This window comes from Flagellimonas maritima (genome assembly GCF_003269425.1).
Classification (GTDB): Bacteria; Bacteroidota; Bacteroidia; order Flavobacteriales; family Flavobacteriaceae; genus Flagellimonas; species Flagellimonas maritima.
This window is the reverse complement of the sequence record NZ_CP030104.1, coordinates 1,133,175-1,148,171: the sequence shown is the minus strand read 5'-3', so window position 1 is coordinate 1,148,171 and position 14,997 is coordinate 1,133,175. Positions and strand designations below refer to the sequence as shown.

The following is a 14,997-nucleotide window of genomic DNA, read 5'->3' as shown; positions in this document are numbered from 1 at the left end:
AATTCAAGCTCAAATGTCAAATTCAAATCTATTATTATCGTTTAGTGATGTTGAGGTTTTAAATTGAAAATACGTTTAATACTTTTCCTTTTTGGTTTGATGGATTTTCCAAAATCAGCATTGAATTTTGATACGATTTCGTGCTCGTAGTTCTTATAGAATTCCGGGTCAAAATTGGCATCTTGTAAATGCTCAATGACATAATCAATCTTTCTTTTCTCGGTCAACCATCTATCAAAAACCTCGTGACGCATGCGTATACCGAAGGTATTTATGCCCAAGAATTGATGACTGTCCTTATCAAAAGCCATTGTTACGCATAATTTCTCGGCAGCATGTCTCCAGTGAAAGTGTTCTTCATGTTCTTTTTTGTTCCTTTCGGAAAAAACCCACCCGTAGGTTTGGTATTCGATATCCAAAAATTTGGCAGAATTGAACCAATGTCCCGGTTTGTATTCAATCCTGTTTCCACAAATGGTCTGTGCAACGGTTTCCCCCATCATTCTACCTGTGTACCAAACTGCTTCTATAGGTCTTCTATTACCAATAGCTTCATGTTGTTCTGCACAATCCCCTATAGCGTAAACATCCACTATATTGGTCTCTAAAAATCGATTCACTTTTACACCACGACCTAATTCAATTCCTGAATCTTTTAGAAAGTCAATATTAGGAGTCACTCCAGCCGTAAGGCCGACCATATCGCATGGAATTTCTTCTCCCGTTTCTGCAATAATCACCGATTTGACTTTTCCGTTCTCGTCCGCTACAATTTCTTTTAAGTTTGTAGCAAGTCGTAAATCAATATGATGCTCTTTGATATGTTCATTGATGAGTTGCGATTCCCCTTTGGGAAGAACACCGTTCCAAAAGCTGTTTTCCCGTACCAAAAAAGTCACTGGAATATCTCGGCTTCGTAGCATTTCCGCCAATTCAATTCCAATAAGGCCGCCACCAACGATTACGGCTCTTTTACAGGTTTCTTTATTTGGTGCATTCACCTCCAATAAGTCCAGGTCTTGTTTGGAGTATAATCCTTGTACACCATGTAAATCTTGGCCTGGCCAACCAAACTTATTGGGTTTGGATCCGGTGGCGATTATCAATTTATCATATTGTATGGCTCTTGAGCCATCAATCAACAACTGTTTCTCTTGGGGTTGCACATGGGTCACGTAACCTCTGACCAGCTCTATCCTATTCTTTTCCCAAAACCAATTTTCATAAGGTTGGATGTGTTCAAACTTCATATGCCCCATATATACGTACATGAGCGCGGTTCTTGAGAAGAAATAATCCGTTTCAGCAGAAATTATAATGATTCTTTTATCGGAAAGTTTTCGAATATGTCTTGCGGCCGAAACGCCTGCAATCCCATTTCCTATAATAACAATATTCTCCATTGGATTTTATTGGTTATGGATTATGTGTCGTCCTTAAATATAGGAACTTAACACAAGAATCTAATTTAGATAGATTTTAAATTCATTATCATGCCGTTTATACCTTTCTAATTCGGCACAGAAAATCTTACCGAGGTTTATGCCCAGACATTAGGAGTTTTTAAATTTTCCCTATAACCAAAATTTTTCCTGTTCAATAAGTTTTTTTGAACAACGTCCATAAATTCTTGATCTGTAAAATATTACCTTAGAACCTTGACCTTTAGAATTATGAAAAGATTAGGGCTCTTTTGCTTATGCTTGCTTCAGTTTTCCTGCAATAGTCAAAAAGAAGAGAAGATAAACGGATTGAGTTTTGTAGGCTCACGCGAAGAAGTGAAACAAGAACACGTGGAACCCGTTCTTCGTACAAATGCCAACTACGTAGCTATAATGCCTTTTGGTTTTGCCAGAGACCTAAATTCACCAAACATTATTTTTGATACCGATAGACAATGGTACGGAGAAACAAGGCGCGGGGCTAAACAATATATAGAACTCTTGCAAAAAAATGGCATTAAAATAATGCTGAAGCCCCAAATTTGGATATGGAGGGGCGAATTTACGGGAGATATGGCCATGAATTCCGATGAAGATTGGAAAACCCTTGAAGAATCCTATAGCGATTTTATTCTAACCTATGCGGTGCTCGCCGAAGAAACCAAAACCGAGATTTACTGTATTGGTACCGAATTGGAGGAATTCGTAAAGAATAGACCGAGATATTGGCCAATGCTGATTGAGCAGATAAGAAAGGTATATAAAGGGAGGCTTACCTACGCCGCAAATTGGGACGAATATGTAAGAACACCCTTTTGGAAAGAACTGGATTATATAGGAGTGGACGCTTACTTTCCATTGTCCGAAGAACGTTTTCCTACAATTGAGGAACTAAAATCTGGATGGCAGCCTTGGAAAACCAAACTAATCGCTTTATCGGAGAAAAATGATAGACCGATTCTTTTTACGGAATTTGGATACAGAAGCATGGATTATACTGCAAAAAAACCGTGGCTGGTGGATAGGAATAATATGGAAGTAAACCTTGATGCCCAAGCGGATGCCACAAAGGTCATTTTTGAAGAATTCTGGAATGAAGATTGGTTTGCCGGGGGCTTCGTCTGGAAATGGTTTATTAATCATTCCGAATCTGGCGGTGCAATGGATAATCGTTTTACTCCACAGAACAAACCTGCCGAAACTGTTATTTATAAAAATTTCACCAAATTTAAATAGCAAATAGTACTGCTTATTCATTCATATCAAATATTTGCAAATGTTGTTTTTGGTATAGGACAATATTTTTGATACATTTTAAGAGAATTTCGTAAAATTTTTAAGACCTTCGTAAGGCATCCCTCACATAACTTTATTCTATTATGAAATCAATGCTAACATTATTGTTATGGGCAGGTGTATTTTCTTTACTGGTAGCCCAAGAAAAGAATTACCCCGTAGTTGCCGAACAAGGGGATGGGATTTTCTCCATACTTAGAAAACAGGGATTGGATCCTGTTAAATATTACGAAGAATTTATAATTCTCAATGCAAAGAATATTAAAGATGGCAGTAAGCTGCAAGTGGGTAAAGAATACCTAATTCCCATGGCATTGGATTCATTTAAGAAAACAGGGGTTAGAATCGGTTCATCAGAAAAAAAGGAAAGCCCAATTTTCAACTCGGAGCTTTCCACAATGTCCCACAAGAGCAGTAAATTGGTCGATGCTGTATATTATTTGATACCCGAAGCAAAATCTACCAATAATAATGATTTTGTAAATGAAATAACCAAAAATTTAGCTGCCGAACTTTTGGTCCACGGGGCGAAGGTCTTTATCATTGGTGCCGACTCTATGGACAAAAAGGCCGATGTTCTTTCCACAGAACTTGACAAAATGGGATGGTATGTGGAAACCATCAACAAACACTACCTGCAACATTCGGGCAAGTATCAGCGACTCTTAATCATTGAGGCCAACGGTTTGATTGCTGAGGGGGATGTAAAGGTAGCGGTGTACCACCACGCAAAGAGTGACCAAGGCCAAAGGTTTGCCAACAATATTCAGAATATATTTAAAAAACACAGTGTTTCCAACAGTTCATTTGAAGACGTGGACATGATTTTTAAAGATAAGCATAGCCTTTATCTAGCCAAAAACACGCTGCCAGCAGTAAGTCTATTGATGATAGAAAATAATTCCAAATATTCAGGTAAAGGCGTTATTTCTGTACGCTCTGACAAAGAATCCTTTAGTGATTTGATTGCCAATGGCATTCTTAAGGACTATGCCGATCTTGAAATTGAGGATTGATTTAAAGCCCTTCCATTATCTTGGCTTTACTTGGAATGCTGAAATAATCGGATTCCAGTTCTGGCTTAAATTCAATATCGCTTAAGGTGATATCGGTTATATGCTCGCCTGCCGATTCATCCTCGCTTAACCAATGGGTCTTATAGCTTTCTGGGAACAAAATCCCTTGAACGGTTTGTTCCCCATGTAAAGTCATGAATTTTTCTGGAAGGTGTTTGCCTTTTTCAAAATAACCAGGATAGGAAACAATATATCGAATAACCTCCAATCGATGGGATTCTGTATTGAAATGAAGCACATAATAATCGTCGGGCGCATCACCTGTTCCAGCATCAAATGTAACTTTTACGATATCCTGTAATTCACCATCCATTGTTCTTTGGGGCAACAGTTCCAAGTTCACGCCATCACCGTCCAATACAAAGGGCTGGGCCATAAAAAAATAGGGCGTAAGCGACCAAAATCTGGTATTATACGCAAAAGAGGTACTGTCCTTTGCTATTGCCCAAGGTTTTTCTCCATTCCACCCGTATTGAAGTGTGGAATCACCTGCTTGGTAATGCCGTGCCCTGCTTCTCCAAGTATCTATTGCTTGATAAGTGTCCCTTGGAGTACTCCCATCCAAAGGTTGATAGTTGAACCTGAAAGTTATAGGGCCATTATTATACCATTTCTCAAGACCTCCATGTGCCTCCATGGCATTCCAGACAATTTTACCTGCTTCTGTAGAGGTCAGTTTACGCTTAGCATTGGATACTCGTTTCTCGACCCATCCTAAAGGCACTTTCGCCATTTCTTTTGATTCGGCGGGCTCTTTGGCGATAGGCATTATTTTTTTCTCGTTTTCTTTGCAGCCGATGAGTAGTACCAGGACAAAAAGAATAAATAAGCTATTTTTTATGTTCATGATATGAAATTAGGTTAACATAGGTTAAATTCAAAATCCGTTGTCAATTGAATAAAGCCTATAAAACAATGGCTCCTTGAGCCTGGCTTTCTTGGTAGAAAGGCACAGTCATAAGGTAGTAAAATACTAATAAACCGAAAGGGTCTAGACTGCACTCGACCTGACAATCTTAAGTAATCATTATAAAGTTTAAGCTTGAAAGCTATCAAAGTAACATTAGGATAAAATATTCTTGTGGTAGTAACGATATAGATCTTCCGGACTGGCTCCAAAGTAATTCTTTAAATGAATCATGGCAAAGTGGAATTGGACTTTGAGCCATCCCTGCTCCCTATATTTTCTAGCTGATGTAATGACGTAATCCGATAGAATCTTAAACTTTGTTTGTTGATAGAGACGTTGTATAAATTCCGTATCCTCATAAATTAGATAGTCCTCATTAAATCCTTTGGTTTTATTAAATACATGTTTTTTGATAAATAAGGATTGATCACCTCCCCTGCAGAGGGTATGGTTTATTTTGGACATCCACGCAAAAAAACGTAGTATAGGATTTTTAGTATCGAATCGCATTCTAAAACATCCAGATTCATGGCCCTGTTCGACAGCATTTAAAATTTGTCGGTCAAAATCCTTTGGAGTTAATGTATCTGCATGTAAAAAATAGAGAATCTCGCCTTTGGCCTGTTTTGCCCCAAGGTTCATTTGTCTGGCGCGCCCTTTTTTGGAATGCACCACCTTTGCTCCATGTCGATTTATGACATCCACAGTTTTGTCCACACTCCCCCCATCAACGCAGATTACTTCCATAATTTTCTTTGGACTGCTCGTCTTGGATATATGTTTTAGCAACTTCCCAAGATACGCTTCCTCATTCAATACAGGAATTATTATGCTGATTTTAACCGCATTACTTTGTTTCATTTAGGCTCCAATCATAATCCAAATATTCAACTTTTGCATTTTTGTCAATGGGATTATCCAGATAGACATTTATATATTCCAGTAGTGAGGTTTTTTTTGTAAAATCACTTTTGAACCACTTAAAAATTCTTGAAAGTTCTGCTGTTTCATTTTCAAAACGATTTCGTTTTTTATCATTTACAAAATCTACCGTTGCTTTTGAAAGTAATTTTTCAATATTTTGAGCTTTGAACGCTGTATTAAGTAGTTTTGGACACGATTCTGATGCGCAATTGATGGCAAAATGAATTCGGGGTTCGTTCATTTTACGCAGTATTTTATGTTCAATATCATTCAAGGATGTTGTTTCGCCGCCAATGGAAATCCATTCTTTTTCCCATCGGTTCGGAATGTCCTTGATGCTTTTCAAGGGGTAATTATCAACAATTAATTTTACGGTTGCAGCATTGTACAGGTTGATGTAGTAGGCAAGCTTTTCATTCTTGCCCCAAGAGGATGAAGGTGGGTTTTGTGCCAGTGTTTCCAAATAAACATTTAGGTCAGCAACGTTATTTTTAAATCCTGTATAGTTTACATTTCCTTCTTCATCAACATACTTCTTTAGTAATTGATCCCAAAAATCATGGTCCGGCAAAACAGTTTCCGTATTAAGGTTTTTACTTGATTTTGCTTCCAAGGTTCCATTGCACGACATCAAAAGAAATCCAAAGAAAAGATTTAGGACGAAATTCATGGGCAGATTTTTAGAATCGGTTATTACTTTAGTAAATAGTCATAAAAAGCAATCCAACCTTTCAAAAGGTCTTAAAAAACTAACAGCATCCCCCACCATTGTAGTGCCATGTGCTTTCACTGATATGGATTTCGTCCGATGCATTGCCAAGTGCTTTTGCTGTTTTATCGCAGACAGCCAAAGGTTGGTTCTGAAGTAGCACGTGGCCCAAACCATCATCAAAATATTCTTCATCGCCATAATAAATGGCTGTTTTGCCCGTAAATATACAAGGCCCGTCTTTTGGCATTGGGTCTTTTATCGCTGCAATTTCAATCGATTCAATATAAATCAGTTCATCCGTTGGGTAGTGGTTGGGGGACAAGACCCTGTAGGATTTTCTTGCTCTTATCTCAATGGTGCCGAAACCAGCATCTGTCAATACTTTTACATAATCCTTAATGGGAATACTGCCACTAAGACAAAGTGCTCTTAGCCTGTCATCATTTCTCAGTTCTTCGTTCATGGATTGTTCACAAGTAGGATCGCTCATGACCAGACGTCCATGGGGTTTTAACACCCGATACATTTCTGAAACCGCTTTTTTTAAATCTTCCATCTTAAAAATGTTGAACAAGCAGTTTTGTGCCGCTACATCAATACTTTCATCCGCAACGGGAAGATTAAGTGCATCACCTTTCACCAAATCCACAAATTCGCTATTGAACCATTCATTCTCTTTCTCGGCAATTTTAAAATTTTTTCTGGAAGCCTCTAGCATCTCATTGACCGAATCTACACCGATAACACCAGCTTTTTGTCTTGAAAAATAGGAGAACTGCAAAAGTTCCATACCACCTCCTACACCGACATAGAGTACCTTGGGATTATTGATAAGGTCCTGTGCAGATACCGTACTTCCGCAGCCATAGTTCATCTCTTGCATTATTTTTGGAATGGAAAGCCCTGGAAATTGCCAAATGGGGTTTGTTGTGCAACAAAGTCCTACATCTGGGGTAAGTGCCGCTTCTTTGTACAAATCTTGTGTGGCGTTTAGATAACTCATATTTCTCGTATTAATTCTTTAAACAATTGTATCATTTTTGGTTCTGTCCTGCCCGCAATTTCAATAATTTCCTTAATGTTGACAGGTTCAAGATTATCAGGGTCGCACTCATCGGTCAAAACAGATACGGCTACAATAGGTAGTCGTAAATGATTCGCGACAATTACTTCTGGGACCGTACTCATACCTACGGCATCTGCTCCTAAAATTTTCAACATTCGATATTCAGCTTTGGTTTCCAATTGTGGTCCTACTACTGAGGCATACACGCCTTTTTTAATCAATATCCCCTCTTTTTTGGCAATTGCACTTATCTTTTCACGCATATCCAAATCGTAGGGTTCGCTCATATCTACAAACCTATCGCCAAATTCGGCAACGTTTTTAAAAGCTAATGGCGAACCTCCCTGGAGGTTGATATGGTCCTCAATAAGCATTATCTCCCCCTTTTTAAAATCCAAGTTGATGGCGCCCGCAGCATTGGAAACGAATAATTTTTTAATTCCTAATTGATGCATTACACGGATAGGATAGGTTATGTCCAAAAAATCATAACCTTCATATAAGTGAAAACGCCCCTGCATGACCACTACCTTTTTATTTGCGATAGTCCCATAAATTAGTTTTCCAGAGTGGAATTCAACGGTCGCTAATGGAAAATAGGGAATATGATTATAATGCGCTTCAATGGAATCTTCAATTTCGTCTACTAATTGCCCTAATCCTGTGCCAAGTACAATGCCGATTTCAGGAGCTTCGAATCCTTTATTTTTTAAATATGTTACGGACTCTTCAAGTTGTTTTTTGGTCATTCTTTGATATGTTTTAAAAAAGGCTCAAAAGCCCTGATATTTTTTATATCCTCATAGTGGTCCACATCGTTCTTAACGGAAAGTTGAACTAGGTTTTCCCCGTTCAAATCCTTTAAGGTATCCGCTAAAACGGTTTCTGAGCCCCATTCTTTATTTTGAAAAGGCGTATTGGTAAAAGTGGTCATTCCCAAAAGGTAGTACCCACCGTCCTCTGCCGGTCCTATGACAAAGTCATGGTCTTCCAATTTCTTGAAAGCGTTTTCCAAATCCTGTTCAGAAAGGTCGTATAAGTCACTGCCAATTACAATGATTTTTTCAAAACCTAAATTAAAGCCCTCTTCAAAGGCATTTGCCATTCTGATCCCTAAATCATCTCCTTTTTGAAGCTTTTTTCGATATGATTCTTCATCCCATATGTCATTTTCCCAAATCTTTTCAGAGTAAAGCACCCATTTATCCGCATTGAGGCTTTGTGTTACCGAAACGGTATGGTCCAATAAAAATCTATAGATATCCAAAGCAGCTTCATCACCTATCTTATGGGCCAATCTGGTTTTGCATTTACCAAGTTCTGGATTACGGGTAAAAATTAAGAGTAGGTTGCTATGGTTCTCTTTCAAGCTATTTTGATTTGGTTAAATATAAGTTTTAGCATTGGTCTACAATTATTCTTAATGCTTACGGATAACAAAAACACTTTAAGAGTATGTTTTTTAATTTTACAATATTTTGATGTAAAAAAGGAGGCTATGCTTAAGTATGCTCACTTTATTATAAATCAGTTTCAAATATAGTGTTTTGCCAATTTGAAAGTTTATAATGGTTATCTTAAAGCTTCAATTTTATAAAGACAAAATGCTTAAAAGGATTTTCCCCTACGCAATTTTAATTTTAATTATTTCGTGCAAATCAAAAACGAAAGAAAAAGCGGTTGTGCATCAAGAATCAAAAATTTATACGGAACAGTATTGTCCCCAATATCACTTTTCCCCTCCCGAAAAATGGATGAACGATCCCAATGGATTGGTCTACAACAATGGACTGTACCATCTTTTTTATCAATATTATCCTGAGGACATTGTTTGGGGACCCATGCACTGGGGGCATGCTGTCAGTCATGATATGGTCTATTGGAAGCACAAGCCCATAGCCTTGTATCCTGATGAGCATGGATTGATTTTTTCTGGAAGTGCTGTAGTGGATAAAAATAATACTTCAGGATTTGGCGTGGATGGTAAGGAGCCTTTAGTAGCCGTTTTCACCTACCATCTTATGGAAGGTGAAAAAGCGGGAAGAAACGATTTTCAAACCCAGGGCATTGCCTATAGTCTTGATAACGGAGACACTTGGACAAAATATGATGGCAATCCCGTAATCGATAATAAAGGAATACGGGATTTTAGAGATCCAAAGGTGTTTTGGCATGATAAAACCCAGAGTTGGATATTAGTCTTGGTAGCGGGGGACCATGCTAAATTTTATACCTCCAAGGATTTGAAAAAGTGGAGGTATCTAAGCGAATTTGGAAAATATAGGGGGGCTCATGGTGGAGTATGGGAGTGCCCTGATTTATTTCCTCTTAAAGTTGAAGGCACTGATAAAGAGAAGTGGGTTTTAATCATAAGTATAAACCCTGGCGCACCCAATGGTGGTAGTGAAACACAATATTTTATTGGGGATTTTGATGGAATTACTTTCACTTCCACTCAAAAGAAGCAAAAATGGTTGGATTATGGAACAGATAATTATGCTGGGGTTACCTATAATAATACACCGGATGGTAAGCGAATTTTTATTGGCTGGATGAGCAACTGGGATTATGCCCGAAATACGCCTACAAAAAAGTGGCGAAGCGCCATGACAATTCCTAGAGAGCTTTTGCTTAAAAAGATTGAAGATGATTACGTATTAGCGAGTATGCCATTGGCTGAGATAAATACATTGGCAACAGCTGTTTTAGAAAAATTCAAGGTCGCTTCAGGTAACTCCGATACATTGAACGTAAAAGATTTGAATCAAAGCAAAATTACTTTTACAACTGCATCCCGTGATTTTAAATTGATTTTTTCCAATGATTTAAAAGAGACCTTGGTATTGGCAATGAATTTTAAAAACAATGGTTTTATAGTCGATAGAATGAAATCTGGAGACACAGGTTTTCAATCTGAATTTGGTAATAAAAAACATTTTGTCCCAATTAAAGAATTTACCAATGAGTTTTTTGATGTAAATATTTTACTGGATTGGTCTTCAATAGAAATATTCTTAGATAATGGGATTTATTCAATCACGGAACAAATTTTTCCCACAGAACCTTTCAATCAATTAATCATAGAAAATTCAGATTATCAAGCAGAAATTGAAAATGGTGAGATACAATTCATGAAATCAGTTTGGTAAACTTTTAGCTATACTTTTTCCTTTGGTCAAATCTTGATGTTACTGACTTTTATCAGGCTTTTTAAACCATATCATCCAGACCTTTACTACCTCTAAACTTTCGCTAAAGTATGAGTTCTAAAGCCCTGGATGGAATAGTAAAACAGATTGATGCCATAGTCCATGAAATTGAAATTCAGGAAAAGGCAAACGGAGAAATTATCAAAGATGTTTGCGATGTATATAGAGAAAGCGCGAGAAATTTATTGCACTACACCACTTTCAGAAACTTTGATGTAAGGGAAATGCAAGAAAAACTGAAGCTATTGGGCCTTACACGGTTAGCCAATGCAGAAGGAAATATTTTGGGGAGCCTCCTGAACACAAGAAAAGTTATAAATTATTTAAATTCAAATACGGAAAAAGCAAAAAACTATAATTATTTATCCATCGGCGAAGGGAATCATCTCTTAAAAAAAAATACCGATAATCTCTTTGGAAATAGTGAAAATGGCAGAAGGGTTAAAATTATGGTCACCCAACCTAAAGATGCTGCATATAATTATTCAATGGTATTGAAAATGGTCCAAAATGGCATGGATTGCGCACGTATTAATTGTGCGCATGATGGACCCGAAGTATGGAGTGCCATTATTAATAATGTAAAGCGGGCCGCCAAGGAATGTAATACCCCTGTTAAAGTTGCAATGGATTTGGCAGGGCCCAAAATCAGGACAGGTAAGCTTGTTTCTGGTCCCAGAGTGAAAAAATTCAAGCCAAAACGTACCGTTTCCGGGAAACTGAAAAGTTTTGCATTCATAGAACTTGTTCCCAACACATTTGGTCCTTTGGCGCAGAATACAATACCTGTAACAGAGCAATGGCTGAAGAAACTGATTATTGGGGATATTATTGGAATAACGGATTTAAGAGGAAAATTCCGAAAACTGGAAGTTATGGAAACTAGAGAGCGAAGTGTTATGGTTCGCTGTAAAAAAACACTTTATATTGGAACAGGCATCACTTTGCACCCAATACGCTCAGGTTTAGGCATTGGAATTATAGGTGAGCTTCCTGCTGTAGCGCAAAGCATAAGTCTGAAAAAGGGCGACGTTTTGATGGTGATGGGGCAGGATATTGAGGGAATGTTGCCCGTGTTTGACAGCGATGGCAAATTAATTGCGCCAGGTAAGATATCATGTATTCCATCAGAGGTCGTTTCAAAAGTAAAAGAAGGAGAGCCTATCCTATTTGACGATGGAAAAATCGAAGGAATTATCGAAAGGAAACATGCGAGTTTCTTTGAAGTTCTAATAACAAATGCCAAAGAAAATAGATCTATTCTAAAGGCTGAAAAAGGCATCAACTTTCCTACACTCGATATAGGGAGAAGCGGCTTGACCGAAAAGGACAGATTAGATCTAAAATTTGTGGCCAAACACGCAGATATAGTCAACTGTTCTTATATTAATTGTGAAGCAGATGTAAGAGAGTTGATTGAAGAGATGGAAAAGTTGAAGATCAAAGATAAAATCAGCGTTATTCTAAAAATAGAGACTCGGTTTGCTTTCAGAAATTTGATAAAAATACTTTTAGCCGCTATGCACAGTAAATATTTGGGCATTATGATTGCTAGAGGAGATTTGGCCTTGGAAGTAGGATGGAAAAATATGGCAAAGGTGCAAGAAGAGATTTTATCGTTCTGTGGCGCTGCTCACCTTCCAGTTGTCTGGGCCACACAAGTTTTGGAAAATTTGGCAAAAAAAGGATTTCCCTCCCGCTCAGAGATAACGGATACCACTTCATCCATACGTGCCGAATGTGTTATGTTGAACAAAGGCCCTTACATTAACGAAGCAATAAGCTTTTTAAACGAAATCCTTCAAGCAATGGAGCATCTACATGAAAAAAAAGAAGGGATGTGGCCTAAAATGGAATGGCTGTAATTTACTGTTGATTAGTAAATTAAAAACATTTGCAATAGTTAACTATTGTATTGCATTTCATGCTTCTCAAAACAGTACACTCTTTGTAATTTATAAGATTTAATTCAGACTAATAGAACGTAAAAACAAGTAATAATTCTAAGAACATTTGTAATGAAAATAGGAATAAACGGAATGGGCCGTATTGGTCGTGCGGCATTAAAAGTAATAAATGAAACTCCAGGTTTGGAAGTAGTGGCCGTGAACGACATTGTTTCCATAGAGAACACAGCATATCTTTTAAGATATGATACAGTCTATGGAGTGTATGAGAAAGAGGTTTCCCATGATTTGGATACTTTGGTGGTTGACGGTCAGAAAATTCAATATACTTCTATTAAAAACCCTGAAGAATTACCTTGGGATAAGAATGAGGTGGATTTGGTCATCGAAAGTACGGGGGTTTTCACCAAAGGTGAAGATGCTGAAAGACACTTAAAAGCGGGTGCGAAAACTGTTATTATTTCGGCTCCAACCAAAAGTATGGATACTCCAACGGTGGTTCACGGAGTTAATTCAGAAGATGGTAACACCAGTGTTTTTTCATGCGCCAGTTGTACTACAAATAACATAAGTCCTGTAGTTGAGGTATTGGGACGCAGGATAGGTATAAAAAAAGCAATCATGACAACAGTGCATGCATACACTGCATCTCAGGGTATAGTTGATGCACCTTCAAAAAAGAACTTTAGGATGGGAAGGGCAGGGGCACAAAATCTGATTCCGACAACTACGGGAGCTGCAATCGCTACCACAAAAACTTTGCCCGAGTATTCCGGTAAATTTGATGGTGTGGCAATACGTGTTCCCATACCTGTTGGTTCAATTTCAGATTTGGTTTTTGTTACCGACAAGCCTGTTACAGCAGAAGAAGTAAACCGAATTCTTATTGAGGAATCAAAAACAGAACGTTATGCAAATGTTCTGGATACTACTGATGAGCCTATTGTATCTTCCGATATCATCAAGAGTCCTTATGCTTCAACAGTTGATTTAAGTATGACCCGGGTGGTTGATGGCGATTTGCTCAAAGTGATGACCTGGTATGATAATGAGTGGGGATTTACCAATCAGATGATACGCCAGATTTTGGAAATAAAGGGATAACAGAATTAGATTTGTGAATAGTGTTGCGTAAATCGACGTTCTTTTAGTTTATATAATGGTATAGGCTGGTAATGAATGCACAAATAGAACATGCAACAACAAAATACCAAAAAAGGTAGCCTACTTTTTCATCTATAGTGTTCATAATTAAATAGAGGTTTTTGGGGTTGAGTTTTGATTTATTCTTCGAAGTTACAGAATATGTCGCCTTAGCGTTTTAAGGTTTTCATCGTTTGCAATGAAAAAGATATAATTGGTAAAATTTTCCTTGTGGATTGCATTATCGATTGAAAATAAAAACTGCCATTATTGATTTGAGGAGATGATATAGCAAAATCATATCAATTTATAGTATTTTGTTCGAGACCAATTGCATGATCTTTTCGTGACAGGTAAAATGCAATTAACTACTATCAATCTGACCATTCCTGAAAAATGAAAAGATGATGAGTGCCGGCTGTAAGTATCTGATTAGCGATACTCTTTGTTTTGATTTGATATTTTAAACCTTTTAAATCGTGTTCCTTTATCCGACTATTAACTATTACCGTAACGTGGCACTAATGGAAAACCAAAACATGGCTTATTATGATTGGATGGTGGAGAATTATAACGAGAGTCACATTTTTATTCAACAAAACAACAAAAAATCCCTACTGCGCTATTATTTCTTCAAATAATAGGAATTACCTGCTTCCAACTTTGGTAGGACAGTTATCATAAAAAATATTATGATTATTTCTGCAGTACTTATTGCAGTATGAAATTTTATGAATCCAATAGCAATTCTCGAAATCCCTGAATCTGATAAACTCTGGCTTGATTAAACCAAAGGAGTTCCTTTTAAGCGCTTTTCAATCTTCTTCTTCTTTTCGGTAAGACGCTTCATCACGTCCATTAAGTCAGGGTCCTTTGTTTCTTTATAAATTTCGTTAATGGAAAGTATAAGTTGTTTGGCCTCTCTTGAAGCTGCTACTCTATCACTTGTTGACATATGACTCAAAGTTCTGTTTTCAAACTCCTTTGCCTTTTCTAATAAATCTTCGGTCATTTTTATTTAAAATTAATCTAGATCGGCTAAATATAAGAGTTAGTTTCATATTTTATGCCTATTGGGGTATACGATTTTTATATTTATGAAATTATTAAGAATCTTACTACAATTAAGAGAACAAAAAAACCGGCAATTTTGCCGGTTTTTTTGTGGTACCTCCAGGAATCGAACCAGGGACACACGGATTTTCAGTCCGTTGCTCTACCAACTGAGCTAAGGTACCCTTAAAAAGCCTTTTGCAAAGGCGGGTGCAAATATAATTTCAAAATTAGGATATCCAAACAAAAACGTGAAAAA

Annotated in this window: 13 protein-coding genes and 1 tRNA gene; 5 read left to right on the top strand and 9 right to left on the bottom strand. The window is 37.4% G+C overall.

Features of this window, described 5'->3' with window-relative positions:
• Window positions 1-41 precede the first annotated feature (41 nt).
• Window positions 42-1,403, bottom strand: coding sequence for an NAD(P)/FAD-dependent oxidoreductase (locus tag HME9304_RS05020; RefSeq protein WP_112377540.1), 1,362 nt, complete (start codon window positions 1,401-1,403; stop codon window positions 42-44).
• 270 nt (window positions 1,404-1,673) lie between these two features.
• On the opposite strand from HME9304_RS05020, the gene HME9304_RS05015 reads away from it, so the two are divergent.
• Both HME9304_RS05015 and HME9304_RS05010 read left to right on the top strand, forming a co-directional pair.
• Window positions 1,674-2,678: a glycoside hydrolase family 113 gene (locus HME9304_RS05015; RefSeq protein WP_112377539.1), complete on the top strand. Its 1,005-nt coding sequence runs from the start codon at window positions 1,674-1,676 to the stop codon at window positions 2,676-2,678.
• A gap of 143 nt (window positions 2,679-2,821) precedes the next feature.
• A complete protein-coding gene (locus tag HME9304_RS05010) occupies window positions 2,822-3,754 on the top strand; it encodes an N-acetylmuramoyl-L-alanine amidase (protein WP_112377538.1) in 933 nt (310 codons plus the stop codon).
• A 1-nt stretch (window position 3,755) separates the two neighbouring features.
• On the opposite strand, the gene HME9304_RS05005 is transcribed toward HME9304_RS05010, so the two are convergent.
• The 6 genes from HME9304_RS05005 to HME9304_RS04980 all read right to left on the bottom strand — a co-directional run bounded on the left by HME9304_RS05005 (window position 3,756) and on the right by HME9304_RS04980 (window position 8,795).
• Window positions 3,756-4,661 (bottom strand): hypothetical protein, encoded by a 906-nt coding sequence (locus HME9304_RS05005; protein ID WP_112377537.1) that lies wholly within the window; start codon window positions 4,659-4,661, stop codon window positions 3,756-3,758.
• A 216-nt stretch (window positions 4,662-4,877) separates the two neighbouring features.
• On the bottom strand, window positions 4,878-5,585 hold the full coding sequence (locus HME9304_RS05000) for a TIGR04283 family arsenosugar biosynthesis glycosyltransferase (protein ID WP_112377536.1): 708 nt from the start codon (window positions 5,583-5,585) through the stop codon (window positions 4,878-4,880).
• The gene (locus tag HME9304_RS04995; protein WP_112377535.1) at window positions 5,572-6,318 is read right to left on the bottom strand and encodes a DUF547 domain-containing protein; all 747 of its coding nucleotides are present in this window, start codon (window positions 6,316-6,318) and stop codon (window positions 5,572-5,574) included. The genes HME9304_RS05000 and HME9304_RS04995 overlap by 14 nt, the downstream gene beginning before the upstream one ends.
• A gap of 79 nt (window positions 6,319-6,397) precedes the next feature.
• Window positions 6,398-7,363, bottom strand: a complete 966-nt coding sequence (gene arsM, locus HME9304_RS04990; RefSeq protein ID WP_112377534.1) for an arsenosugar biosynthesis arsenite methyltransferase ArsM — start codon at window positions 7,361-7,363, stop codon at window positions 6,398-6,400.
• The gene (locus HME9304_RS04985) at window positions 7,360-8,175 is read right to left on the bottom strand and encodes a purine-nucleoside phosphorylase (RefSeq protein WP_112377533.1); all 816 of its coding nucleotides are present in this window, start codon (window positions 8,173-8,175) and stop codon (window positions 7,360-7,362) included. Before HME9304_RS04985 ends, arsM begins: the two co-directional genes overlap by 4 nt.
• On the bottom strand, window positions 8,172-8,795 hold the full coding sequence (locus HME9304_RS04980; RefSeq protein ID WP_112377532.1) for a TIGR04282 family arsenosugar biosynthesis glycosyltransferase: 624 nt from the start codon (window positions 8,793-8,795) through the stop codon (window positions 8,172-8,174). The genes HME9304_RS04985 and HME9304_RS04980 overlap by 4 nt, the downstream gene beginning before the upstream one ends.
• A 235-nt stretch (window positions 8,796-9,030) precedes the next feature.
• Here HME9304_RS04980 and HME9304_RS04970 point away from each other — a divergent pair, with 235 nt between their 5' ends.
• The 3 genes from HME9304_RS04970 to gap all read left to right on the top strand — a co-directional run bounded on the left by HME9304_RS04970 (window position 9,031) and on the right by gap (window position 13,646).
• A complete protein-coding gene (locus tag HME9304_RS04970; RefSeq protein WP_112379727.1) occupies window positions 9,031-10,575 on the top strand; it encodes a glycoside hydrolase family 32 protein in 1,545 nt (514 codons plus the stop codon).
• Window positions 10,576-10,685: 110 nt separating this feature from the next.
• Window positions 10,686-12,500 carry a pyruvate kinase gene (locus HME9304_RS04965; RefSeq protein ID WP_112377530.1) on the top strand — a complete coding sequence of 605 codons (1,815 nt, stop codon included), beginning with the start codon at window positions 10,686-10,688 and terminating at the stop codon, window positions 12,498-12,500.
• A gap of 153 nt (window positions 12,501-12,653) precedes the next feature.
• The gene (gene gap, locus HME9304_RS04960; RefSeq protein WP_112377529.1) at window positions 12,654-13,646 is read left to right on the top strand and encodes a type I glyceraldehyde-3-phosphate dehydrogenase; all 993 of its coding nucleotides are present in this window, start codon (window positions 12,654-12,656) and stop codon (window positions 13,644-13,646) included.
• A gap of 823 nt (window positions 13,647-14,469) precedes the next feature.
• Here gap and HME9304_RS04955 read toward each other — a convergent pair.
• Together HME9304_RS04955 and HME9304_RS04950 are read right to left on the bottom strand one after the other, a co-directional pair.
• Entirely contained in the window at window positions 14,470-14,697 is a 228-nt protein-coding gene (locus tag HME9304_RS04955) for a hypothetical protein (protein ID WP_112377528.1), read from the bottom strand.
• A gap of 153 nt (window positions 14,698-14,850) precedes the next feature.
• A tRNA-Phe gene (locus HME9304_RS04950) sits at window positions 14,851-14,923 on the bottom strand.
• Window positions 14,924-14,997 lie beyond the last annotated feature (74 nt).